At 31.3% G+C, this 23,620-nt stretch carries 22 protein-coding genes; 14 read left to right on the top strand and 8 right to left on the bottom strand.

Annotation, left to right across the window (positions count from 1 at the left end; all coding sequences use genetic code 11):
• Positions 1-63 precede the first annotated feature (63 nt).
• From galU to FBF22_RS07360, 4 genes are all read left to right on the top strand, one after another.
• Positions 64-888: a UTP--glucose-1-phosphate uridylyltransferase GalU gene (gene galU, locus FBF22_RS07375; RefSeq protein ID WP_002860681.1), complete on the top strand. Its 825-nt coding sequence runs from the start codon at positions 64-66 to the stop codon at positions 886-888.
• Positions 882-2,102: a glucose-6-phosphate isomerase gene (locus FBF22_RS07370; protein ID WP_002860682.1), complete on the top strand. Its 1,221-nt coding sequence runs from the start codon at positions 882-884 to the stop codon at positions 2,100-2,102. The genes galU and FBF22_RS07370 overlap by 7 nt, the downstream gene beginning before the upstream one ends.
• 126 nt (positions 2,103-2,228) lie before the next feature.
• On the top strand, positions 2,229-2,678 hold the full coding sequence (locus FBF22_RS07365) for a Dps family protein (protein ID WP_002851546.1): 450 nt from the start codon (positions 2,229-2,231) through the stop codon (positions 2,676-2,678).
• Positions 2,679-2,742: 64 nt separating this feature from the next.
• The gene (locus FBF22_RS07360) at positions 2,743-3,780 is read left to right on the top strand and encodes an ATP-binding protein (RefSeq protein ID WP_002855524.1); all 1,038 of its coding nucleotides are present in this window, start codon (positions 2,743-2,745) and stop codon (positions 3,778-3,780) included.
• Here FBF22_RS07360 and FBF22_RS07355 read toward each other — a convergent pair.
• The 3 genes from FBF22_RS07355 to coaE are packed head-to-tail and all read right to left on the bottom strand — an operon-like array spanning position 3,777 to position 5,834.
• Positions 3,777-4,508 (bottom strand): glucosaminidase domain-containing protein, encoded by a 732-nt coding sequence (locus tag FBF22_RS07355; protein WP_002856551.1) that lies wholly within the window; start codon positions 4,506-4,508, stop codon positions 3,777-3,779. The genes FBF22_RS07360 and FBF22_RS07355 overlap by 4 nt on opposite strands.
• Positions 4,483-5,232, bottom strand: coding sequence for a diaminopimelate epimerase (gene dapF, locus FBF22_RS07350; protein WP_002855997.1), 750 nt, complete (start codon positions 5,230-5,232; stop codon positions 4,483-4,485). The genes FBF22_RS07355 and dapF overlap by 26 nt, the downstream gene beginning before the upstream one ends.
• Positions 5,229-5,834: a dephospho-CoA kinase gene (coaE, locus tag FBF22_RS07345; protein ID WP_002858894.1), complete on the bottom strand. Its 606-nt coding sequence runs from the start codon at positions 5,832-5,834 to the stop codon at positions 5,229-5,231. The genes dapF and coaE overlap by 4 nt, the downstream gene beginning before the upstream one ends.
• A 60-nt stretch (positions 5,835-5,894) precedes the next feature.
• Here coaE and purM point away from each other — a divergent pair, with 60 nt between their 5' ends.
• Positions 5,895-6,884: a phosphoribosylformylglycinamidine cyclo-ligase gene (purM, locus tag FBF22_RS07340; RefSeq protein ID WP_002888587.1), complete on the top strand. Its 990-nt coding sequence runs from the start codon at positions 5,895-5,897 to the stop codon at positions 6,882-6,884.
• Between the two features lie 20 nt (positions 6,885-6,904).
• Here purM and dcuC read toward each other — a convergent pair whose 3' ends face one another.
• Positions 6,905-8,359, bottom strand: coding sequence for a C4-dicarboxylate transporter DcuC (gene dcuC, locus FBF22_RS07335; RefSeq protein WP_165433233.1), 1,455 nt, complete (start codon positions 8,357-8,359; stop codon positions 6,905-6,907).
• 206 nt (positions 8,360-8,565) lie between these two features.
• On the opposite strand from dcuC, the gene cas9 reads away from it, so the two are divergent.
• The 3 genes from cas9 to cas2 are packed head-to-tail and all read left to right on the top strand — an operon-like array spanning position 8,566 to position 12,831.
• Positions 8,566-11,520 carry a type II CRISPR RNA-guided endonuclease Cas9 gene (gene cas9, locus FBF22_RS07330; RefSeq protein WP_002799306.1) on the top strand — a complete coding sequence of 985 codons (2,955 nt, stop codon included), beginning with the start codon at positions 8,566-8,568 and terminating at the stop codon, positions 11,518-11,520.
• Positions 11,517-12,407, top strand: a complete 891-nt coding sequence (gene cas1 / locus FBF22_RS07325) for a type II CRISPR-associated endonuclease Cas1 (protein ID WP_002799307.1) — start codon at positions 11,517-11,519, stop codon at positions 12,405-12,407. Before cas9 ends, cas1 begins: the two co-directional genes overlap by 4 nt.
• A complete protein-coding gene (cas2, locus tag FBF22_RS07320) occupies positions 12,400-12,831 on the top strand; it encodes a CRISPR-associated endonuclease Cas2 (protein ID WP_002797817.1) in 432 nt (143 codons plus the stop codon). The genes cas1 and cas2 overlap by 8 nt, the downstream gene beginning before the upstream one ends.
• A 497-nt stretch (positions 12,832-13,328) precedes the next feature.
• On the opposite strand, the gene FBF22_RS07315 is transcribed toward cas2, so the two are convergent.
• From FBF22_RS07315 to cueO, 4 genes are read right to left on the bottom strand one after another with little or no spacing between them, the layout of a single operon-like run.
• Positions 13,329-14,519, bottom strand: a complete 1,191-nt coding sequence (locus tag FBF22_RS07315) for a molybdopterin molybdotransferase MoeA (protein WP_002874620.1) — start codon at positions 14,517-14,519, stop codon at positions 13,329-13,331.
• A 3-nt stretch (positions 14,520-14,522) separates the two neighbouring features.
• On the bottom strand, positions 14,523-14,969 hold the full coding sequence (locus FBF22_RS07310) for a molybdenum cofactor biosynthesis protein MoaE (protein WP_002838167.1): 447 nt from the start codon (positions 14,967-14,969) through the stop codon (positions 14,523-14,525).
• Positions 14,970-15,191, bottom strand: a complete 222-nt coding sequence (locus FBF22_RS07305) for a MoaD/ThiS family protein (RefSeq protein ID WP_002779488.1) — start codon at positions 15,189-15,191, stop codon at positions 14,970-14,972.
• Between the two features lies 1 nt (position 15,192).
• Entirely contained in the window at positions 15,193-16,734 is a 1,542-nt protein-coding gene (cueO, locus tag FBF22_RS07300) for a multicopper oxidase CueO (RefSeq protein WP_145620998.1), read from the bottom strand.
• Between the two features lie 120 nt (positions 16,735-16,854).
• On the opposite strand from cueO, the gene nspC reads away from it, so the two are divergent.
• From nspC to FBF22_RS07270, 6 genes are all read left to right on the top strand, one after another.
• Entirely contained in the window at positions 16,855-18,003 is a 1,149-nt protein-coding gene (gene nspC, locus FBF22_RS07295) for a carboxynorspermidine decarboxylase (protein WP_002855819.1), read from the top strand.
• Positions 18,004-18,306: 303 nt separating this feature from the next.
• The gene (locus FBF22_RS07290) at positions 18,307-19,020 is read left to right on the top strand and encodes a molecular chaperone TorD family protein (RefSeq protein ID WP_012006785.1); all 714 of its coding nucleotides are present in this window, start codon (positions 18,307-18,309) and stop codon (positions 19,018-19,020) included.
• A complete protein-coding gene (locus FBF22_RS07285; RefSeq protein WP_002851537.1) occupies positions 18,995-19,186 on the top strand; it encodes a twin-arginine translocation signal domain-containing protein in 192 nt (63 codons plus the stop codon). The genes FBF22_RS07290 and FBF22_RS07285 overlap by 26 nt, the downstream gene beginning before the upstream one ends.
• Complete coding sequence (locus FBF22_RS07280) at positions 19,186-21,990, top strand: formate dehydrogenase subunit alpha (protein WP_079254195.1); 2,805 nt, start codon at positions 19,186-19,188, stop codon at positions 21,988-21,990. The genes FBF22_RS07285 and FBF22_RS07280 overlap by 1 nt, the downstream gene beginning before the upstream one ends.
• Positions 21,987-22,628, top strand: a complete 642-nt coding sequence (gene fdh3B, locus FBF22_RS07275) for a formate dehydrogenase FDH3 subunit beta (protein ID WP_002851264.1) — start codon at positions 21,987-21,989, stop codon at positions 22,626-22,628. Before FBF22_RS07280 ends, fdh3B begins: the two co-directional genes overlap by 4 nt.
• The gene (locus FBF22_RS07270; RefSeq protein WP_002867229.1) at positions 22,625-23,557 is read left to right on the top strand and encodes a formate dehydrogenase subunit gamma; all 933 of its coding nucleotides are present in this window, start codon (positions 22,625-22,627) and stop codon (positions 23,555-23,557) included. Before fdh3B ends, FBF22_RS07270 begins: the two co-directional genes overlap by 4 nt.
• Positions 23,558-23,620 lie beyond the last annotated feature (63 nt).

The raw sequence follows: 23,620 nt of genomic DNA, 5'->3' as shown, positions 1-23,620 counted from the left end.
GCCTAGTTGCATGAAAATTCATAAAAATAAGCTATAATGATAAAAAAATAAAAGGAAATTTTTATGCTTCAAACTTGTATTTTCCCTGCGGCAGGTTATGGGACGAGATTTTTACCTGCAACAAAAACTTTACCTAAAGAGATGTTACCTATCTTAACCAAACCTTTGATCCATTATGGTGTTGATGAAGCTTTGGAAGCAGGAATGGAAAATATGGGCTTTGTCACAGGGCGTGGAAAAAGAGCTTTGGAGGATTATTTTGATATTTCTTATGAACTTGAGCATCAAATTTCAGGTACAAAAAAAGAATACTTACTTGATGAAATTCGCTCTTTGATCAATCGTTGCACCTTTACTTTTACAAGACAAAATCAAATGAAAGGTTTAGGTGATGCGGTTTTAAAAGGTAGACCTTTGGTTGGCGATGAAGCTTTTGGCGTAATTTTAGCTGATGATTTGTGTGTCAATGAAGAAGGCTTAAATGTTATGGCTCAAATGGTAAAAATTTATGAAAAATATCGCTGCACCATCATAGCTGTGATGGAAGTACCAAAAGAGCAAGTTTCAAACTATGGAGTAATTTCTGGAAATTTTGTAGAAGAAAATCTTATCATGGTTAATTCTATGATAGAAAAACCAAGTCCTGATGAAGCTCCAAGTAATCTTGCTATCATAGGAAGATATATTTTAACTCCTGATATTTTTGGAATTTTAGAAAATACTAAAGCGGGAAAAAATGGTGAAGTCCAACTTACCGACGCGCTTTTAACTCAAGCAACCAATGGTATGGTTTTAGCTTATAAATTTCAAGGAAAACGCTTTGATTGTGGAAGTGTAGAAGGCTTTGTAGAAGCGACAAATTATTTTTACGAGAAAAGTAAATGTTAAACAATACACTTTTTTTTAAGCAAAGTGAAATTCACACTATAAGTTCTTATGCAAATCGTATTAATGATGAGGTAAAAAGTGGAGATATAGGGTATTATCATCTTATTGATACAAGTTTGAATTTAATCGATGAGAGTTTGGCTTTTATCAAAGACAAAGAACACATAAAAAATATCGTTTTAGTGGGAATGGGTGGTTCAAGTTGTGGTGTAAAAGCCTTGCGTGATATGCTTTTTAATGAAAAAAGCAACCAAAGAGAACTTTTTATACTCGATAACACAAGTTCACATTCTTTTAATAAGACTTTAGAAAAAATCAAGCTTGAGGAAAGTTTGTTTTTAATCATCAGCAAAACAGGTAGTACTATAGAAGTTGTATCGCTTTTTAAACTTCTTATTGAACATTTTAAACTTGATATGCAAGAATTAAAAAAATACTTTGTTTTTATTACCGATAAGGATTCAAAACTTCATCAAGAAGGTGAAAATTTAGGTATTAAATGCTTTTTTATCCCTGCAAATGTAGGAGGTCGTTTTAGCATACTTTCAGCCGTAGGTATAGTTCCGCTTTGTTTTTGTGGCTATAATGCCAAAGCTCTTTTAGAAGGAGCTAAAGCTTGTTTTGAAGATTTTTTTACTCATAAAAAAGATGAAATTTTACAAAAAGCCTATCATTATTGCACACACAAAAATGCCAATATCAATGTACTTTTTTCATATAGTGATGCTTTTAAAGGCTTTAATGAATGGTATATCCAGCTTATTGCTGAAAGTTTAGGTAAAAAGCAAGGCTATAAACGTATAGGTTTAACTCCTATTGCACTCATTGGAGCAAGAGATCAGCATAGTTTTTTACAACTCATTATGGATGGACCTAAAAATAAAACTGTAACTTTTTTAAAAATCAAAGACGCTCAAAAAGCACCTATTATCCCTGATATTCATTTTAAATTTTTAGATTCTTTAAGTAATAAAGTCAATCTTCACGAACTTTTAAACGCTCAATGTAATGCAACTATGCACGCTTTAATCGCTGAAAATTTGAGCGTTGATGTGATAGAACTTGAAAAACTTGATGCTTGGCATGCGGGATATTTGATGTATTATTATGAACTTTTTACTTCAACTTGCGGTGTTATGCTAGGGATTAACACCTATGATCAACCTGGTGTGGAAGTTGGAAAGTTGATCTTAAAAAATATATTAAATTCTTAATCAAAATTCATTAAAAAAGAGTATAATAATTTTAAGTTAAAATTATAATAAAAATTTTTAATTAATAATAATTATTATTTAAGAATTTTATGTTATAATTTTAAAAATTAAAAAAAGGAGTCAATCATGTCAGTTACAAAACAATTATTACAAATGCAAGCAGATGCTCATCATCTATGGGTTAAATTTCATAATTATCACTGGAATGTAAAAGGTTTGCAATTTTTTTCTATACACGAGTACACAGAAAAAGCTTATGAAGAAATGGCAGAACTTTTTGATAGTTGTGCTGAAAGAGTTTTACAACTTGGCGAAAAAGCTATCACTTGCCAAAAAGTTTTAATGGAAAATGCAAAAAGTCCAAAAGTTGCAAAAGATTGCTTTACTCCGCTTGAAGTCATAGAACTGATCAAACAAGATTATGAATATCTTTTAGCAGAATTTAAAAAACTCAATGAAGCAGCAGAAAAAGAAAGTGATACTACAACAGCTGCTTTTGCACAAGAAAATATCGCAAAATATGAAAAAAGTCTTTGGATGATAGGCGCTACTTTACAAGGTGCTTGCAAAATGTAATTTAAGGGGCTTTATGCCCCAATTATACAAACTAGGTTATAATATCCTTTTTTAAAGGATAAAATTGAAAGTACTTAATTTTTTTTATGAAAACCACCCTAAATTTGAAGTAAGTTATGAAAGAAAAAATCAAATTTCAAAACCAAATATTATCATAAAAGGCCCACGATTTTGTGGTAAAAAAACACTTATTTTTAATTTTTTATCTCAATTTAAAGCAAGTGAAATTTTGTTTTTAGATTTATATGATACACGCTTTGAAAAACAAAGTTTAGAAAGACTTGCTGATTTTCTGAATGAAAATTTACAAATTAAAATTCTTTGCCTTTATAATTTGGATTTTATCCCTAATTTAGAAAAAATTAACATTCCCATCATCTTAAGTACAAATATAAAAGATTTAAATGTAAATGGGTTTGAAGAGCTTGAACTTGATTATTTTGATTTTGAAGAATTTATTAGTGTAAGTAAGAAAAATTTACCTATAAATAATTTAGTAGGTCTTTTTTTGCAAAGTGGACGCAGTAAATTTGGAGAAAAAAACATACTTCTAAGACAAAGCTTTACTCTTTTAGAATTAGAAATTTTAAAGTATTTAGCTTTAAATTTGGGTCAGCAAATCAGTATTTCTAAGATATTTATAGAACTCAAAAAAAGATTAAAAACTTCAAAAGATAGTGTTTATCAAGCTATCAAAAAATTAGAAAATACTTATGTGATTTATACCTTAAAACATGATGAAAAAAAACTTCAAAAGATTTATTTTAAAGATTTTGGCCTAAGAAATAATCTTTGTATTTCAAAGGATTTTTCACATTTATTTGAAAATTTAGTTTTAAGCGAGTTGTTTAAATTTAAAGAAGAATTTTTTTATAACAAATACTTTAACTTTTATAGCCAAATATCTAAAATTGCTTATATTTCAAGTCCAACTTTAGATATTGATTTGATTAAATTACGTGCTAAGAAAATTTTACCAAAGGCTTTAGAACTTGGAATTTTTCATGTGATTTTTATCACTCTTTCAAGCGAGGATAGTTTTTTTGAGCAAGGGGTTAAATTTGAAGTCATATCTTTTGATAAATTTTCACTTGGATTTTAGGTGTTGTTTGAGTTTGTATCGTATTTTTCAAGGTTGTATCGTTTGATGATTTTTGTAATAAGATTGATATAATATCCCTTGCGTTCAGAATAAGAATCTAAAGTTTTAATAGCCTCTAGTCCTGTTATCTCTTTGCCTTCGCTTGCAAATTTAGCTCTTGCATCGCGAAACTTTTCATAAGCAAAATGACGATTTAAATTTAAAACATAAGAGTAAACACTATCTTGCAGACTATCAAAAATCTTAATTTTATGTTTTTTATCTGGATGTCTTAAATCAGGAATTAAACCTTTCTCACCCCAAGTCCATTCTCCAAAAAGATTGTTTGCTTCTCTTGCGAAGCGACTGGTACCTGTAGCACTTTCAACTAAAGCTTGGGCTATACCCATGGATTTTGGAATTTTTTGAATACGTTTTTTATATTCTGCAAAATCATAAAGATTTTCAATACGATATTTGTTTTTTATCATGATAAGTTTTTCAAGATTTATTTGGTTTGAAGTCCTAAAGCCTGTTTTGTAAGCATCTTTAAAAAAGGCTTCGATAAAAGCTCTTTCTTGTTCAATTTTTTTAAAGCTTTGATCAAACATTTCATTCATTTTTATAAAAAAAATTTGTCTTTTTTGATCTATATCAAGTTTGTAATATTCTTCTCCAAATCCACTCTTTAGATCATCAGCAAAAAGTGGGATTAGAAAAAGACTAAGAAAAATTATAATTGGCTTCAAAACAATACTTTACCTTTCCTTCAAAAAACAATTCTTCATTTTTATATGCAAACCCTACCTCTTCACCACTTTTAGGAGTTATTTTAACTTTATTTTGTACTTTTTTATTTAAAAATGCCAGATAAAAACAAGCCCCCATTCCTGTGCCGCAAGCTAAGGTTTCATCTTCAACTCCGCGTTCATAGGTGCGAACTTTTAAATGATTTTCATCTAAAATTTTTACAAAATTAACATTGGCATTATATTTTTGTCTCATTTTTTGACAAAGCATTGTATCAAATTCATCTAAATTTTGACAAAAATGTACTAGATGTGGAACTCCAGTGTTGCAAAGTTGCCAAGTTTTTCCTAATTCTTCAAAAGTATTTTGCACGCTTTTTATTTTGCCTAAAGATACTTCAACTTTATCTTGATTTACCTTTGCTTTTATTACTCCTGCACCGGTTAAAAAACTCATGTTAGGATTTATTTTGTTAATATGATGTGCAAAATGTGCCGCAGCCCTTGAGCCATTTCCACACATAGCAGCCCTTGAGCCATCGTTATTATAAAATTCCCATTCAAAGTCGTATTTTTCATGAGGCAATATCACGATAAAGCCATCCGCACCTATACCCTCATAACGATTACAAAGTTCTTTAGCTAAAGCACTTCTATCTTCTTTTCTATCAGCATTTGTTATGACAAAATCATTCCCACTTGCACAATATTTATAAAATTTCACATTTTTCCTTTAGAAATTTCTTGTATTACTTTAACACATTCTTGCCTAAAATCGGCATAAGAATTAGTATTTTTAATGATAAAATCTGCTTTTTTAAGTTTTTCTTCAATATCTATTTGAGAATCAAGTCTTGCTTTTGCAGCTTCTAAGCTGAGCTTATCTCTTTGCATGATTCTTTTAAGGCTTAATTCTTTAGGTGTGTAAATTACAATGACTTTGCCTAAATTTTCATAAGCACCGCTTTCAAAAAAAAGAGGAATTTCTACAAAAAAAGCTTTATTTTCTTTATCTAGAATTTGTATTTGTTCTAAAATTTTAGCTCGAATTTTAGGATGAGTGAAATTTTCTAAGATTTTTTTAGCTTCTTTATTGTTAAAAACAATTTCTCCAAGGATTTTTCTATCGATTTTCTTTTCTTTTGTGAGTAAATTTTTTAAACTAAAGGGAGAAAAAATCTTTTCAAGTTCTAAAGCATTTTCATCTAAAATTTTATGAGCGATTTTGTCTGCGCTAATGCTTTTAAAGTCTAAAGAATTCGCTATTTCTATAAAAGTGCTTTTACCACAAGCAATTGAAGCGGTTACAAAAAAAGCATTTTTCATCTTATGCCTTATTAAAACTTTTTTCGTTAAAATACCTTTTTAGTTCTTAAAGGAAAATAAATGAAAATTTCATATGAAGATGCAGGCGTAAGTATAGATAATGGAAATGCCTTTGTAGAGGCTATAAAACCTTTGGTTAAAGAAACTTTTAATGATAATGTTGTAGGTGGAATTGGTTCTTTTGCTGGTGCTTTTAGAATGCCAAGTGGTTTTAAAAAGCCTGTGATTTTAGGTGCAACAGATGGGGTTGGTACCAAGCTTCGCTTGGCAATTGATGCTAAAAAATATGATACTATAGGGCAAGATTTAGTAGCAATGTGCGTGAATGATTTGATTTGTAATTTTGCTACGCCTTTGTTTTTCCTAGATTATTATGCTACAGCCAAGCTCGAAGTAGAAGTAGCAAAGGCTGTTGTATCAGGCATTGCCAAGGGATGTAAGATGGCAAATTGTGCATTAATTGGCGGAGAAACTGCTGAAATGCCTGGAATGTATGTAAAAGATGATTTTGATCTTGCGGGTTTTGCAGTGGGTATGGCTGAAGAAGATGAGATTGATAGAAGTAAATTTGTTAAAAATGGTGATATTTTATTGGCACTTCCTAGTTCAGGACTTCATTCAAATGGTTATTCTTTAGCTAGAAAAGTACTTTTTGAAAGTTTAAAATTAAAATTTGATGACAAGATAGAGGGTAAAAATTTAATTGATATTTTGTTAGAACCTACAAGGATTTATGTGCGTGATTTTCTTACATTAAAGCCTTATATCAGTGCTCTAGCTCATATTACAGGGGGTGGTTTAGTAGAAAATTTACCACGCGTTTTGCCTCGTGGTATGGGTGCAACTATACGCAAACATCATCTTAAAACTCCTGAAATTTTTTATACTATAGGACAGGCTGTAGAAGAAAGCGAAATGTATAGAAGCTTTAACATGGGAGTGGGTTTAGTAATGGTTGTAGATCCTTCTAATGTAAGTAAGGTTTTAGAAAATTCAGATGCCTTTATTATCGGCGAAATTTGCATTAATGAAGGTATTGTTTTAGAATGAAAATAAAGCGTCAATACGCTTTATTTTTGTATTTTAAGTTCTATTTTTGTAGTGTTTTGTTCTTTTGGCAAAGGATTGGTTTGTGCTAGATAAAAGGCTACAAGTACATTTACAAGCATAGCGATAAGTAAAAGAGGAGTGGTTCGTTTTATAATATCCATTGGAGCTACTTTTGCAAATCCAGCTAAAGCTATGATTCCGCCTGCTATTGGTGAAGCTGCACGACCTAAACAAGATGCAATTTCTATAGGTAAAACTAGAGTAATAGGTGCAACGCCTAATTTTGTAGCTATATCAGGAGCTAGTTTTCCAAAAGCATTAAAAGCGGCAATTCCACTTCCCATAATCACTGTGGCAAAATAAACTAAAAAGCTTAAAATAGCTATACTCAAAAGAATTCCAAACCATGCAAAATTTCCTGTTCCAAGACTTGAAACCGCGTTGGCAAGGATATTAACTCCACCAAGTGCTTTAATGCCTTCAGCAAATACTCCAGCGGCGATGATTATGCTTACGACTGAGATAAAAATTTCAGCCATAGCTTTTAAAATCACCATCATATCTTCGCCTAATTTTCTAGCATTTCTGTGTCTTGCAAATTCAACAAGAAAAACTAAAGAAATGCTTACAAAATTTGCTGTTACAACATCGAGCTTGATAGTAAAAAAATACGCTATAAATAAAAATACAACAGGTAACCAAGGAAAGAGTATGTAAAAAGTAGGGCATTTAGGATCAATGATTTGCGGAATTTCAACTTCATCATTTAAAACACCTTTTTCTTTATCTCTTTTATCAATCCAAGCAAAGTAAAAAGGTATTAAGATAGCAATAACCATCACATAAGCAATCACGCTATAAATTTGATAATTTAAAAAAAGCCCCACGACATTATCGCTTTGTCCTACCATATCTGCCATATTGATTGAATTTCCATCTTTTGGACCATAATCAAGCGCAATCAAAGAAAGCACACATACAGCTGTAATAGGACGGATTTTAAGTGAGATTAAAACAGGATAAATACATGCTAATAAAAGCAAAAGAAGTCCAGCATAGCTAGAAATAACAATTTTTAAGGCCATTCCAACGATAAAAGTTCCGCTTAAAATCAAATATTTATTTTTGATTTTTCCTAAAGGTTTGTTTGCTAAAAAAGCGAGTTTAGCCGAAGCATTGATATGTTTCATATAAGTAGCAAAACCTGCCACACTCATGATAATAAGTCCTACTCCAGAAAGCTGACTTTTAAAAGTCGCTGTGATAAAAGCATAGCTATCAAGTAAAACATTCAAAAAGCTTGCATGTTCTCTGCTCGGGGCTTTGGGTATAGGTGTTCCTGTGATGTAAAAAGCAAAAATAAGCAAGATAATACCTGAAAGAAAAAATACAAAAATAGGATTGTATTTTTTAAGTATATAATAAGCAACGACAATTACCGCTAAAAGTGTAGAACATATCATAAAAATTGGCATGATTTCTCCTAAAGTTATTATTAGCTTTTATTTTATTTTAGCTAAAATTTAACTAATAAATATTTTTCATTTAAAATTTTACTTATTTTTTACATTATAAAATTAATAATATGTATAGTTTGGTTACTGAAAAGTTTATGTTTGTTTAAAAAATGATTTTTGTATTATAATTATACACAAATCATAAATATTAAAAAGGATCTAGTGTGGCAAGAATTTTGGCATTTGATATAGGAATAAGCTCTATTGGCTGGGCATTTAGTGAAAATGATGAGTTAAAAGATTGTGGAGTTAGGATTTTTACAAAGGCTGAAAATCCCAAAACAGGAGAATCCTTAGCCTTGCCAAGACGCCTTGCAAGAAGTGCTAGAAAACGCCTTGCTAGACGCAAAGCAAGGCTAAATCACTTAAAACATTTAATCGCAAATGAATTTAAGTTAAATTACGAAGATTATCAAAGCTTTGATGAAAGTTTAGCCAAGGCTTATAAAGGATCTTTAATTAGCCCTTATGAGTTAAGATTTAGAGCTTTAAACGAGCTTTTAAGTAAGCAAGATTTTGCAAGAGTGATTTTACATATTGCAAAAAGGCGTGGCTATGATGATATTAAAAATAGTGATGATAAAGAAAAAGGTGCGATTTTAAAAGCTATCAAGCAAAATGAAGAAAAACTAGCAAATTATCAAAGTGTGGGCGAGTATCTTTATAAAGAGTATTTTCAAAAATTCAAAGAAAATTCCAAAGAATTTACAAATGTTAGAAATAAAAAAGAAAGTTATGAACGCTGCATAGCGCAAAGTTTTTTAAAAGATGAATTAAAGCTTATTTTTAAAAAACAAAGAGAATTTGGCTTTTCTTTTTCAAAAAAATTTGAAGAAGAGGTGCTTAGTGTAGCATTTTATAAAAGGGCTTTAAAAGATTTTTCTCATTTGGTGGGAAATTGTAGTTTTTTTACCGATGAAAAAAGAGCGCCAAAAAATTCGCCCTTAGCTTTTATGTTTGTAGCACTTACAAGAATTATCAATCTTTTAAACAATCTTAAAAATACTGAAGGAATTTTATATACAAAAGATGATTTAAACGCCCTTTTGAATGAAGTTTTAAAAAACGGCACTCTAACTTATAAACAAACAAAAAAGCTTTTGGGCTTAAGCGATGATTATGAATTTAAAGGGGAAAAAGGAACTTATTTTATTGAGTTTAAAAAATATAAAGAATTTATAAAAGCCCTAGGTGATCATAGTTTAAGCCAAGATGATTTAAATGAAATAGCAAAAGATATTACCCTTATAAAAGATGAGATTAAGCTTAAAAAGGCTTTAGCAAAATATGATTTAAATCAAAATCAAATTGATAGTTTAAGCAAATTGGAATTTAAAGACCATTTAAATATAAGTTTTAAAGCCTTAAAACTTATCACTCCTTTAATGCTTGAAGGTAAAAAATACGATGAAGCTTGTAATGAGCTTAATTTAAAAGTAGCAATCAATGAAGATAAAAAAGATTTTTTACCCGCATTTAATGAAACTTATTATAAAGATGAGGTAACTAATCCTGTGGTTTTAAGAGCGATTAAAGAATACAGAAAGGTCTTAAATGCTTTACTTAAAAAATACGGCAAAGTGCATAAAATAAACATTGAATTAGCAAGAGAAGTAGGTAAAAATTACAGCCAAAGAGCTAAAATAGAAAAAGAGCAAAATGAAAACTACAAGGCCAAAAAAGACGCCGAACTTGAATGTGAAAAACTAGGCTTAAAAATAAATAGCAAAAATATTTTAAAATTAAGATTATTTAAAGAACAAAAAGAATTTTGTGCTTATAGTGGAGAAAAGATTAAAATTAGTGATTTGCAAGATGAAAAAATGCTTGAAATTGATCACATTTACCCTTATTCTAGAAGTTTTGATGATTCTTATATGAATAAAGTTTTAGTTTTTACCAAGCAAAATCAAGAAAAACTTAATCAAACCCCCTTTGAAGCCTTTGGCAATGATAGTGCAAAATGGCAGAAAATTGAAGTTTTAGCAAAAAATTTACCTACTAAAAAGCAAAAAAGAATTTTAGATAAAAATTACAAAGACAAAGAGCAAAAAGACTTTAAAGATAGAAATCTAAACGATACTCGCTACATCGCAAGGCTTGTTTTAAACTACACTAAAGATTATTTAGATTTTTTACCTTTAAGCGATGATGAAAATACAAAGTTAAACGACACACAAAAAGGCTCAAAAGTGCATGTAGAAGCAAAAAGCGGTATGCTTACATCGGCTTTAAGACACACTTGGGGCTTTAGCGCTAAGGATAGAAATAACCATCTTCATCACGCCATCGATGCAGTAATTATTGCTTATGCAAACAACTCTATCGTAAAGGCTTTTTCAGATTTTAAAAAAGAGCAAGAAAGCAACAGTGCAGAACTTTATGCAAAAAAAATTAGTGAATTAGATTATAAAAACAAAAGGAAGTTTTTTGAGCCTTTTAGTGGTTTTAGGCAAAAGGTTTTAGATAAAATTGATGAAATTTTTGTCTCAAAACCTGAGAGAAAAAAGCCAAGCGGAGCCTTACATGAAGAAACATTTAGAAAAGAAGAAGAATTCTATCAATCATACGGCGGAAAAGAAGGAGTTTTAAAAGCCCTAGAGCTTGGTAAAATCCGCAAAGTAAATGGTAAAATTGTTAAAAATGGCGATATGTTTAGAGTGGATATTTTTAAACACAAAAAGACAAATAAATTTTATGCTGTGCCAATTTATACTATGGATTTTGCTTTAAAAGTATTACCAAATAAAGCTGTAGCACGAAGTAAAAAAGGTGAGATAAAAGACTGGATTTTAATGGATGAAAATTATGAGTTTTGCTTTTCTTTATACAAAGATAGTTTGATTTTAATTCAAACTAAAGATATGCAAGAGCCAGAATTTGTTTATTATAATGCTTTTACAAGCTCTACTGTTAGTTTGATTGTTTCAAAACACGATAATAAATTTGAAACGCTAAGCAAAAATCAAAAAATATTGTTTAAAAATGCAAATGAAAAAGAAGTAATCGCAAAAAGCATAGGAATTCAAAATCTAAAAGTATTTGAAAAATACATAGTTTCAGCACTTGGGGAAGTTACAAAGGCTGAGTTTAGACAAAGAGAAGATTTTAAAAAATGAGTTACGATGAAGCTTTTAAAACACTGCTTATTAGCTCTAATGCCAAGCTAAATTTAGAGCTAAATCATCTTGTGATTAAGCAAGATGAAAATATAGCCAAATTGTTTTTAAAAGATATAAATATCATCGTTTTAGAAAGCTTACAAGTAAGCATTAGTTCCGCACTTTTTAACGCTTTTGCAAGGCATAAAATCATCTTGCTAACCTGCGATGAAACTCATAGTATAAATGGTGTTTTTACTCCTTTTTTAGGGCATTTTCAAAGTGCAAAAATCGCAAAAGAGCAAATGAATGTAAGTGCTCAAAAAAAGGCTATTTTATGGCAAAAAATCATTAAAAATAAAATCCTAAATCAAGCCTTTATCTTAAAAAAATACAATAAAATAGAGCAAAGCAATGAGCTTATAAATTTGGCTAAAAAAGTAAGCTTAAATGATAGTAAAAATATTGAAGCTGTTGCGGCGGCGCTTTATTTTAAAACTTTGTTTGGTACTTCTTTTTCAAGAGATGAGCTTTGCTTTGAAAATTCTGCTTTAAATTATGGCTATGCAATCATTAGGGCTTGTATTATTAGAGCAGTTTGCATAAGTGGGCTTTTGCCTTGGCTTGGCATAAAGCACGATAATATTTATAATTCTTTTGCGCTTTGTGATGATTTGATAGAAGTGTTTAGGGCTAGTGTTGATGATTGTGTTTTAAAGCTTAAGGGTGAAAGTGAGTTTTTAAGCAAAGATGACAAAAGAGCGTTGATTGGCAATTTACAAAGCAAAATCAATTTTGATGGGCAAAATTATCCTTTAAACAGAGCGATAAATCATTATGTGGCAAATTTTAAAAATGCTTTATTGTATGAAGATGAACTAAAGATAGTGAAATTTGATGATTGAAGATAAATTTATGCGTGTGCTTTTGATGTTTGATGTACCTACTAAAAGTAAAAAAGAGCAAAAACTAGCAAGTAAATTTAGAAATAATCTTATAAAATTAGGTTATTTTATGCTGCAATTTAGTGTTTATATGCGTATTTGCAAGGGTTTAAGTTCTGCAAAAAGTTCTATTGAAAATGTAAAAAAGATTTTGCCACCTTATGGAAATGTAAGGGCTTTAATCATCACTGAAAAGCAATTTGATAAAATGGAGCTTTTGCTTGGTGGCATAGTTTTTAACGAAAAAGTTAATAACGAAACCAATTTAACGCTTTTTGATATAGATAGTCATGGAGAATTTAAATATAAAAATTCAAATAATGAAGAAATTCAAATAAACAAAAAACAAGAAAAATATCATCAGCAAAATTTATTTGAATTTTAAAAGCGGTTTTAGGGGATTGTAACCCCGCAGAGTCCCGCAAACTCTTTATTTTAGTCCCTTTTTAAATTTCTTATGAGATTATAGCATAATTTTTGCTATTTTTCATGAAAAAACCCCGAAATTTTCATTATCTGGTAAATATCTATTTTACCATAAAGAAATTTAAAAAGGGACTAAAACAGGAAAATCTTGTCTATCTCCATTTTCTGCATTTTACCATAAAGAAATTTAAAAAGGGACTAAAACAATATTTTCTTGATTTTAAGCGTTCAAATAATTTTACCATAAAGAAATTTAAAAAGGGACTAAAACAGGAAAATCTTGTCTATCTCCATTTTCTGCATTTTACCATAAAGAAATTTAAAAAGGGACTAAAATAAACCCTAGTGGATTGAAACTCCGCTAGGGCTAATTACTCCACTAAAAGGAGGTTGCGAATTTGAAACTTATTGAAATTTAGGGTTGATTAAAATCGAAATAAAATTATTTAAATAATTTTAAGGCATAAAGATAATATCCACTAAGCTTTCATTTTCTAAAATTTCACATTCTTTTGGCACCACCATAAGAGCGGCTTTATTGTTAAGATTGTTTATAATCGCACTAGAGCCTTCTTTTTTACCTTCAAGATTAGCTAAAATGCGTCCATTTTTAAATTCCACATTACAAGCGACAAATTCCAAATAAGGTGTTTTTTTCTTGTAGCTTCCTTGTAAAAAGGCTTTGCAAATATAGTCTTTAGGCTGAAGTAACCAAGAGCTTAAAATCTCTCTTGCGTAAAGATTAAACATTACCATAGCCGAGTAAGGAAAACCTGGTAAGGCGATGATGAATTTTTCATTAGCCTTAGCTATTTTGATATGTCTGCCTGGTTTTATGTCGGCTTTATCGATGATGATTTCATATTCTTTGACGGCTTTTTTTAAAAAGTCAAAATCCCCCATAGAAACCCCGCCCGTTGTAATCAAAATATCACAACTTTGCAAAGCACTTTCAAGTGTAGAAAAAGTGGCTTTTTCATCATCTTTTAAAAGAGGAAAAACCCTTGTATCGCAATTTAAATTTTTAGCTAAATTAGCTATGGCGATATGATTTGAAGAGCGGATTTGAGCAGGATTTTCCAAGGCTTCTCCTAGATCTTTGATCTCACTTCCACTACTTAAAACCCCTACAATAGGCTTTATAAATACACTAATGTGAAAAAATCCAAGTTCAGCTAAAAGAGCTATCTCGCTATAATTTAACCTTGTGCCTTTTTTGAGTAAAATTTCATCTTTTTTATAGTTTTCTCCTACCGCACGCACGGCAAAAGCTTGGGGAACTTTTTTTTCTATAAAAAGAGTATCATTTTCTATGCGTATATTTTCAACAGGGACTAAAGTATCGCTTCCTTCGCTCATGAGTGAGCCTGTAAAGGTTTTTACACAAGTGCCATTTTGTACGCTAAATTGTGGCATAGTACCCGCAGGTGTGAGGCCTAAAATTTTTAAAGGCTTGTCTTGATCTTCAAATTTGATCGCATAACCATCCATAGCCGAGGTTGGAAATTCAGGCTGATTTTTAGGGGCTTTTATATCTTGAGCTAAAATGCGTCCTAAACACTCTGTAAGAGCTATTTTTTCAATCTTTTCATAAGTTTTGATATGAGAATGTAAAATTTTTAAACTTTCTTCATAAGACATTAGCATTTTTTATCCTTTTAAAAGTCCTGCACCGCAAAGCTTGGTTGATCTTTCTTTGGCATAAATTCTTTCTTTGTTTATCACATCATACTTCCAAATGGGTGCACTTGCTTTAAAATCTTCCACAAATTCATTAAGAAGTTTAAGTCCTAATTTTCTTTGTTTGCTTAAAATTCCTGCAAAATAAGAGCTTTCATGAACCACCACATCGCCTATAGAGTGAGCAAAAAGCAAGCTAATACCATCAGAATCTACTCTTTTTTGCCACTCATTAAACCATTTTTTTAAAAGCGGTTCATAAATATCAAAACTAAGTGCCTCAATGCCTCCTTCTTCACGCACAATACCACAAAAAGTCAGCAAAGCACCGCAGTTTTTATCCTTGGCAAATTCATACCATTGGCTATAAATTTTAGGAATATCTAAAGAACCTTGATAGAGTGTAAAATGTTTCATTTAACCCCCACAAACTGGTGGTAAAAGTGCTATTTTATCACCATCTTTTAACTTAGTGTTTTCATCAAAAATGATTTCATCGTTTAAAGATACGGCACAAAGTTCTAGCCATTCTTTTAAACTCTCATCTTTTTGCAAAATTTCTTTTAATTCTTTTAAATTTTTTACCTCAAGTTCTAAATTTTCTTTATTTATGGGGCCTAAAAATTCCACTTTTACCATTTTATTCCTTTACTTCTAAATTTCCCATCATTCCTAAATCTTCATGTTCTAAAATATGACAATGATACATTCTAAGCCCTTTAAAATCTTGTTTCATTCTAAGTCTTAACTCTTCATTAGGACGCACATTTATAGTATCTCTTAAGGCTCTAAATTCGGCTTTTTGAACTTTGCCATTGAGTTTTGATGAGATGAGTTCAAATTGCGTGCCGTGTATGTGGAAAGGATGATCCATGTGAGATTTGTTTATCACTATCCAGTCTTCAACTACTCCAAGCTTGGAGCTTAAATCAATGCGTTTTAAATCATAGCTTTTGCCATTGATTAAAAACATAGACGCAAGAGCGATTTTTAATTCGCTTTCACTTTTTCCCATCATACCATGCATTTGCATATGATCTTCACTCATGATTATTTCTTTAAATTCCTTAGGTTCTTCTGAAGGTTTGAAAATTTTTAAATTTTTTGGAAGTTCTACATTTTCTTTTTTTAGACTAATATTAGCTAAAAATAGGGTATTAGGTTCTTCTTTTACCATCATTTTATCCCTATCATAATAAGCACTTTCTAGCTTAAAATTCCCATCTTTTGGAGCGTCGATTAAAACTTCTACGCGAGAAGCAGGACTTAAGAAAAGTTCTTCTTTATAAATAGCTTTTTCTATAAGTCCACCATCAGTACCAACAAGTATAAACTTAGCTCCTTGTATGCGTAAATTTAAATATCTTGCTGCAGTAGCATTATAAATGCGTATGCGTTCGTTTGTGGCGAGTTTGATTTTAGGTTTAAATTGTCCATTAATGAGTACAAATTCTCCTTCTCTACCATTTAGCCAATCATTTAGGTTGTTGTTCGGAATTTGAGCGTTTTCATCAAGACGCAAATCGCTAATCATCAAATCTTTTTCTTTTAAATGACTTAAAGCATCTTTTTTTGCTTTGATCACAAAAGCCCCTGCTAAACCCATAAAAACTTGTTTAGAAGTGGTATAATGAGGGTGTGGATGATACCAGTAAGTTCCTGCGCTATCTTGAGGAATTTCAAAACGATATATTCTTTCTTTTCCTGCTAAGATAGGATCATGTGGGCTTCCATCTTGATCAGGTGGCACAGGAACGCCATGCCAATGTATAGTTGTAGCTTCCTTGAGTTTGTTTTTGACTAAAATTTCAAGTTTATCTCCTTCAAAAACTTCTATTTTTGGAGCAGGTACTAGACCATTGTAAGTATAAAATAAGGTTTTTTTACCTTTGATAAGCTCTATATGATTTTCTTTGATTTCTAGGGTAGCACGAAAAATATTTTTTTCTTTACTTTCATTTTTGAGCAAAGGCAAGGCTTTTAAAATTTCTCTTTGGGGGAATTGTTTTGGATCTAAAAGTTTTAAATTTTTTGGAGCAAAGTTGATAAAAGAAGTATCTAAGTCATGATTTATAGAATGATTTTTATGCATGGAGTGCATATCGTGCATAGGATTTGCATAGGCTACACCCATACTTGCTAGAGTAAGTGCATTAAATTTTAAAAAATTTCTTCTATTCATTAGTTTTTCCTTTTGCTTGATTTTTTGTATTATAGTCATTATTTTTTTAGTTTTAGTAAATATTTATGAAAATTTGGTTTAATTTTGTTATGATTTTAGCAATTTAATCAAGGAAAAATAATGTTTTATGAAAAAATTCAAACTCCAGCTTATATTTTAGAAGAAGATAAATTAAGAAAAAACTGTGAGCTTTTAGCAAGTGTTGGTGAAAAAAGTGGTGCTAAAGTGCTTTTAGCTTTAAAAGGTTTTGCTTTTTCAGGAGCGATGAAAATTGTTGGAGAATACCTAAAAGGTTGTACTTGTAGCGGACTTTGGGAAGCAAAATTTGCTAAAGAATACATGGATAAAGAAATTCATACTTATTCACCTGCTTTTAAAGAAGATGAAATAGGTGAAATAGCCAGTTTATCTCATCATATAGTGTTTAATTCTTTAGCTCAATTTCATAAATTTCAAAGCAAAACACAAAAAAATTCCTTAGGTCTTCGTTGCAATGTTGAATTTTCTCTAGCCCCAAAAGAACTTTACAATCCTTGTGGAAGATACTCAAGACTTGGAATTCGTGCTAAAGATTTTGAAAATGTGGATTTAAATGCTATAGAAGGACTTCATTTTCACGCACTTTGTGAAGAAAGTGCTGACGCTTTAGAAGCTGTTTTAAAGGTCTTTGAAGAGAAATTTGGTAAATGGATAGGGCAAATGAAATGGGTGAATTTTGGAGGAGGACATCACATCACCAAAAAAGGCTATGATGTTGAAAAACTTATTGCTTTGTGTAAAAATTTCAGCGATAAATATGGTGTACAAGTTTATCTTGAACCAGGTGAAGCGGTAGGTTGGCAAACAGGAAATTTGGTTGCTAGTGTAGTAGATATCATAGAAAATGAAAAACAAATTGCCATTTTAGATACTTCAAGCGAAGCACATATGCCAGATACTATCATCATGCCTTATACAAGTGAAGTTTTAAATGCTAGAATTTTAGCCACAAGAGAAAATGAAAAAATTTCAGACTTAAAAGAAAACGAATTTGCCTATTTACTTACTGGAAATACTTGTTTAGCGGGTGATGTAATGGGAGAGTACGCTTTTGATAAAAAGCTTAAAATCGGCGATAAAATTGTTTTTTTAGATCAAATTCATTACACCATTGTGAAAAACACAACTTTTAATGGTATAAGACTTCCAAATCTCATGCTTTTAGACCATAAAAATGAACTTCAAATGATAAGAGAATTTTCTTATAAGGATTATTCTTTAAGAAATTAATATTATTTATAATTTGCATAAAATGTTAATTTTATTTGGAAGAGAATCAAAGATATAAATTTTATGCAAAGTATTTTATTTTTTCAAATATAAAATCAACTCAAATATCTAATTTTCAATACTTTGATATGATTTTTTAAGATTTTAAATCCTTGTGGAATTTTATTGAAATTCAGTGATTTTTAAATCAAATAGTATTAAGATAAATCGATTTAAAAATCGGCTTTAAAATGAATATTAGGTATATTTTGCATAATATTCATTCAAGCAAAATTTAAAGCTATTTTTGAAAATTTTGAATGCATGGAGGCTTTAATGGATTTGGAAAAATTAAGATTAGCTAGAAGTCTTTATTATCAATGTCTAGGAGAGCTTTTTGTTTTTTCATTTTCTGAAGAAAGATTGTCAAAATTACAAGAGTATTTAAAGACAATGCAAGAATGTTTATTTGATGAAAATTTAAAATCAAATTTTGATATCTTGCTTAAGCATTTAGATGATGAAAATTCTATACAAGCATTTTTTAAAGAATACGATTTGCTTTTTTTAAGTCTTAAAAACAGCATTCCAACGACTTTTTCTTACATAGAAGAAGGTTTTGAAAATTCAAATCCTTTACTTTGCGTACGTCAAATTTTAGTCAAAAGTAAAATAAGACGCAATGAAAAATTTTTTAAAGAAAGTGAAGATAGTGTTGGATTTTGTTTATTGTTGATGAGTGAATTTTTAAGGCAAAATGAAGATGATTTAGCTAAAGAGCTTTTTGAAAAAGTGATCAATAAAAGCATTGATGAGTTTTTAGGCGATGTTTTCATGAATAAAAATGCGAATTTATATAAGGAAATTGCAAGTATTGCGATGGCTTTTATGGAATTTGAAAGACTTTGCTTTGAAGTGGAAAAACCTGCAAAAATAAATTCTAAAAAAGTGCAAAATGATCTATCGCGTTCGGAATTTTTAAGAAGAGAAGCAAATAAACAAAGGAGGACTCGTGAAAAATCGCAGGGAATTTCTTAAAAAATCCGCTTTTGCCTTAGGGGCTGCTGGAGTGCTTGGTAGCACAACTTTAGCTCTAGCTAAAGATGAAGAAAGAAAAGATTTGGTTAAAGGTAAAAGCAAGAAAAAAGAAGTGCTTTTTCAAAGAAGTGCTAATTGGGAAAATTATTATATAAAGGCTGAGTAATGTCAAGTGTAGGTGAAAATATCAAGCTTACGCGTCGTTCTTTTCTTAAAATGGCAGCACTTTCAAGTCTAGCAACACCGTTGCTTGCTAGAAGTGAAACTTTAAGAGAAGCGAGTGCTGATGAGCTTAAAGAAGCTTATGAAGGTAGTAAAAAAGTAAAAACAGTTTGTACAGCCTGTTCTGTAGGCTGTGGGATTATTGCAGAAGTGCAAAATGGTGTTTGGGTGCGTCAAGAAATCGCTCAAGATCATCCTGTGAGTTCAGGTGGACATTGCTGCAAGGGATCTGATATGATCGATATGGTGCGTTCACATGTGCGTTTAAAATATCCTATGAAAAAAGAAAATGGAGAATGGAAACGCATAAGTTATGAGCAAGCTTTAAGTGAGATCGGAGAAAAACTAGCTGCTTATCGTAAAGAAAATCCTGAAAGTGTTATGTTTTTAGGTTCTGCAAAACTTAATAATGAACAAGCTTATTATATAAGAAAATTTGCAGCATTTTTTGGAACGAACAATGTAGATCATCAAGCTAGAATTTGACACAGCGCAACAGTCGCCGGTGTGGCGAATACATTTGGTTATGGCGCTATGACAAACCATCTTGGAGACATTCAAAGAAGTAAATGTATCATTATCATTGGGGCAAATCCAGCGGTAAATCATCCTGTGGGTTTTAGACATTTCTTAAAAGCAAAAGAAAAAGGTGCAAAGCTTATCGTTGTAGATCCTAGATTTACAAAAAGTGCGGCAAAAGCGGATATTTATGCAAGAATTCGTCCAGGAACCGACATTGCTTTCATGTATGGAATGCTAAAAATCATCTTTGATGAAGGCTTAGAAGATACAAAATATCTTGATGAAAGAGTTTTTGGAATCGATAAAATTCGCGAAGAAGCAGCAAAATGGACAGCCGAAGAAGTAGAAAATGTTACAGGGATCTCTAAAGAACTTTTGGTGCAAATCACTCACGAAGTAGCTAAAAACAAACCAACTACGCTTATTTGGGCTATGGGTTTAACTCAACACACTGTAGGAACTTCAAATACACGTTTAGCACCTATTGTGCAAATGGTACTTGGAAATATAGGTAAATTTGGTGGTGGAGTTAATATCTTACGCGGACACGATAATGTTCAAGGTGCTTCAGATATGGCTTGTTTGAGCGAAAATTTACCAGGTTATTATCCTTTAAATGAAGCGACTTGGAGATACTATGCCAAAATTTGGGGTGTGGATTATGAGTGGCTTTTAGGAAATTTTGTAAGCAAAGATTGGATGCATAAAACTGGGCTTTCACTTGCTAGATGGTGGGCAGCGGCTTTAAATGGAAAAGATGGAAATGATGCTATCGATAATGCAGGAACGCCTTTAAAAGCTTTAGTAGTTATGGGAAATGGTATTACTTCGACTGCACAACAAGTAAAAGTTAAAGAAGGTTTGGAAGCTTTAGAGCTTTTAGTTTTAGCCGATCCTTTTGTAAATGAAGCAGGGATTATTGCAGAAAGAAAAGATGGAATTTATCTTTTACCTGCAGCAACACAGTTTGAAACAAGCGGAAGTGTAACAGCAACAAATCGTAGCGGACAATGGAGATTTAAAGTTGTAGATCCACTTTATGAAAGCATGGAAGATCAAGAAATTTTATTTGAGCTTGCTAAAAAATTAGGTTTTTATGAAGACTTTACCAAGACTTTACGCGATGAAAAAGGTGAGATTGTTTGGCCTGAAAATGCAACAAGAGAAATTGCAAAAGCAGTTAGAAGTATAGGGCTTAATGGTTGGAGTCCTGAAAGGCTTAAAAAGCATACTTTATACTGGGATAAATTTGATGAGGTAACTTTAGAAGGAAAAGACGAAGTTGCTGGCGAGTATTACGGGCTTCCTTGGCCTTGTTGGAGTGATAAGCACCCAGGTTCTCCTGTGCTTTATAATACCGACATTGAAGTAGCAAAAGGTGGTATGGGCTTTAGAAACAATTTTGGACTTGAATATGAAGGAGAGAGTTTACTTGCTAAAAATGCACCTTTAAATTCACCTATTGATACAGGTTATCCACAAATTACTAAAGATAATATAGAAAAAGTTTTAGGTATTACTTTAAGTGCTCAAGAAAAAGAAAAAATGGGATCAACTTGGTCTTATGATGATAGCAATATCATAGCAACTAAATGTATAGAAAAAGGCATAGTTCCTTATGGAAATGCTAAAGCTAGAGCTGTAGTTTGGACTTTTAAAGATAAAATTCCACTCCACCGTGAGCCTTTACATTCTCCAAGAAACGATTTGGTGCAAAAATATCCAAGTTTTGAAGATCAAAAAGCGCTTTACCGCGTGGATACTAAATTTGTTTCTGTGCAACAAGCTAAGGATTATTCTAAAGAATTCCCGCTTAATCTTGTTACTGCAAGACTTGTGAATTTAAATGGTGCAGGTATGGAAAATAGAGCATCTATGTATCTAACGCGTTTAACACCTGAAATGTTTTGTGAGATCAATCCTGAATTAGCAAAAGAGCAAGACATTAAAGCAGGAGATATGATTTGGGTGCATTCTCCAGAAGGTACTAAAATTCATGTAAGAGTGAAGGTTAATCCAGGTGTAGCAAAAGATATGATTTTCTTGCCTTTCCATTTTACAGGAGTTATGCAAGGCGTGGATTTAACGCACAATTTCCCAGAAGGAACTAAGCCTTATGCAAGCGGAGAAAGTGCTAATACGGTAACAAATTATGGTTATGATATCATGTGTCAGATTCCAGAGACTAAAGGTGGACTTTGTAGAATCAGTAAGGATGGAAAATGAGTAAGGTAAATTTTGCAAATTTAGAAAAAGAACGCTTGAAATTCTTTTGTGATAATGAGCGTTGTATTGATTGTAATGGTTGCGCGGTAGCTTGTGATGAAGCACATGAGCTTCCTATTCATATTCGCCGCCGCCGTGTGATTACTTTAAATGAAGGAATTCAAGGAAAAGAAGTTTCAACTTCTATTTCTTGTATGCATTGTGATGATGCTCCTTGTTCTATCGTTTGTCCTGTGGATTGTTTTTACATCCGTGCTGATGGTATTGTTTTACACGATAAAGAAATTTGCATAGGTTGTGGATATTGTCTTTATGCTTGTCCTTTTGGTGCACCACAATTTCCAAAAGATAGTGTTTTTGGAAATAAAGGCATTATGGATAAATGTACTATGTGTGCAGGTGGCCCTGAAGCAACGAATTCAGAAAAAGAAAGAGAACTTTATGGTCAAAATCGTATCGCAGAAGGAAAAGTCCCTGTATGTGCTGCGATGTGTTCAACAAAAGCACTTTTAGTAGGTGAAAGTTCTAAAATAGAAGAGATTTATCATAATAGACTTATGAATAGAAATTATGGCATTCCAAATCCTTCGGAAAGTTTGGAATGGAAGATTGCTTACACAGGAAAGGAACGCTTATGAGAAAAGTATTTGTAACGCTTTTATTAAGCGTAGTGAGTTTATTTGCTTATGGTAGCGAGAGAATGGGACAAGATACTCAAATTTGGGATTTTCATCGTATTACAAATATCCCAAATTATGATACTTTTGGCAAACTTTGGACAACTTTGCAAGGTGAATATATAGCTACTATAGCTTTAATCGCTGTTATTGCGGTATTATCTGCATTTGCTTTGCATTATATGGTTATAGGACCTAAGCAATTTTCACACGATGGAAAGAAAATTTATGCTTTTACATTATTTGAAAGACTTTTTCATTTTATCGCGGCAATTTCTTGGGTGATTTTAGTGCCAACTGGTTTTGTGATGATGTTTGGGGCGACTTTTGGAGGCGGACTTTTTGTAAGGGTTTGTAAAAATTTACATGCTTTTGCAACGGTTTTATTTATCATCTCTATAATCCCTATGTTTTTATGGTGGATTAAAAGAATGCTTCCTGCAAGTTATGATATCAGATGGATGATGATAGTAGGTGGTTATTTAAGCAAAGTAAAACGTCCTGTACCTGCAGGTAAGTTTAATTTTGGTCAAAAATCTTGGTATTATATAGCTGTATTTGGTGGATTTTTGATGATAATTACAGGTGGATTTATGTATTTTCTTGATTTTAATTCCACGGCAATTCAAGGTCTTTTTGGTTTAACTCAAATTGAACTTTTAAGAATTTCAGCTATAGTGCATAATTTCTTGGGTATAGTGTGTGCAGTGTTTTTTGGTGTGCATATTTATATGGCAGTATTTGCAATCAAAGGCAGTATCCATTCTATGATTAGTGGTTATAAAGAAGAAGAAGAGGTTTATATTTTACATTCTTATTGGTATAAAGAATTAAGCAATAAAAAGCAAATTGAACCTAGTTTTTCTTATGATCCTAATGTAAAAATTTAATCTTTAACCGCTATGTTATTGCATAGCGGTAGTTTTAAGCTTTTTTGAAATAAATAGAACGAA

The organism is Campylobacter sp. CFSAN093260, from assembly GCF_012890095.1.
Taxonomy (GTDB): Bacteria; Campylobacterota; Campylobacteria; order Campylobacterales; family Campylobacteraceae; genus Campylobacter_D; species Campylobacter_D jejuni.
This window is presented reverse-complemented; position numbering and strand designations above follow the sequence as displayed.

Bases quoted from the DNA above. Each gene is read 5' to 3' on its own strand.
- cueO (WP_145620998.1), bottom strand. From the start codon at position 16,734: ATGAATAGAAGAAATTTTTTAAAATTTAATGCACTTACTCTAGCAAGT.
- nspC (WP_002855819.1), top strand. From the start codon at position 16,855: ATGTTTTATGAAAAAATTCAAACTCCAGCTTATATTTTAGAAGAAGAT.
- purM (WP_002888587.1), top strand. From the start codon at position 5,895: ATGAAAATTTCATATGAAGATGCAGGCGTAAGTATAGATAATGGAAAT.
- dcuC (WP_165433233.1), bottom strand. From the start codon at position 8,359: ATGCCAATTTTTATGATATGTTCTACACTTTTAGCGGTAATTGTCGTT.
- coaE (WP_002858894.1), bottom strand. From the start codon at position 5,834: ATGAAAAATGCTTTTTTTGTAACCGCTTCAATTGCTTGTGGTAAAAGC.
- FBF22_RS07365 (WP_002851546.1), top strand. From the start codon at position 2,229: ATGTCAGTTACAAAACAATTATTACAAATGCAAGCAGATGCTCATCAT.
- fdh3B (WP_002851264.1), top strand. From the start codon at position 21,987: ATGAGTAAGGTAAATTTTGCAAATTTAGAAAAAGAACGCTTGAAATTC.
- FBF22_RS07370 (WP_002860682.1), top strand. From the start codon at position 882: ATGTTAAACAATACACTTTTTTTTAAGCAAAGTGAAATTCACACTATA.
- galU (WP_002860681.1), top strand. From the start codon at position 64: ATGCTTCAAACTTGTATTTTCCCTGCGGCAGGTTATGGGACGAGATTT.
- FBF22_RS07310 (WP_002838167.1), bottom strand. From the start codon at position 14,969: ATGAAACATTTTACACTCTATCAAGGTTCTTTAGATATTCCTAAAATT.
- FBF22_RS07290 (WP_012006785.1), top strand. From the start codon at position 18,307: ATGGAGGCTTTAATGGATTTGGAAAAATTAAGATTAGCTAGAAGTCTT.
- FBF22_RS07305 (WP_002779488.1), bottom strand. From the start codon at position 15,191: ATGGTAAAAGTGGAATTTTTAGGCCCCATAAATAAAGAAAATTTAGAA.
- cas2 (WP_002797817.1), top strand. From the start codon at position 12,400: ATGATTGAAGATAAATTTATGCGTGTGCTTTTGATGTTTGATGTACCT.
- FBF22_RS07270 (WP_002867229.1), top strand. From the start codon at position 22,625: ATGAGAAAAGTATTTGTAACGCTTTTATTAAGCGTAGTGAGTTTATTT.
- cas1 (WP_002799307.1), top strand. From the start codon at position 11,517: ATGAGTTACGATGAAGCTTTTAAAACACTGCTTATTAGCTCTAATGCC.
- FBF22_RS07315 (WP_002874620.1), bottom strand. From the start codon at position 14,519: ATGCTAATGTCTTATGAAGAAAGTTTAAAAATTTTACATTCTCATATC.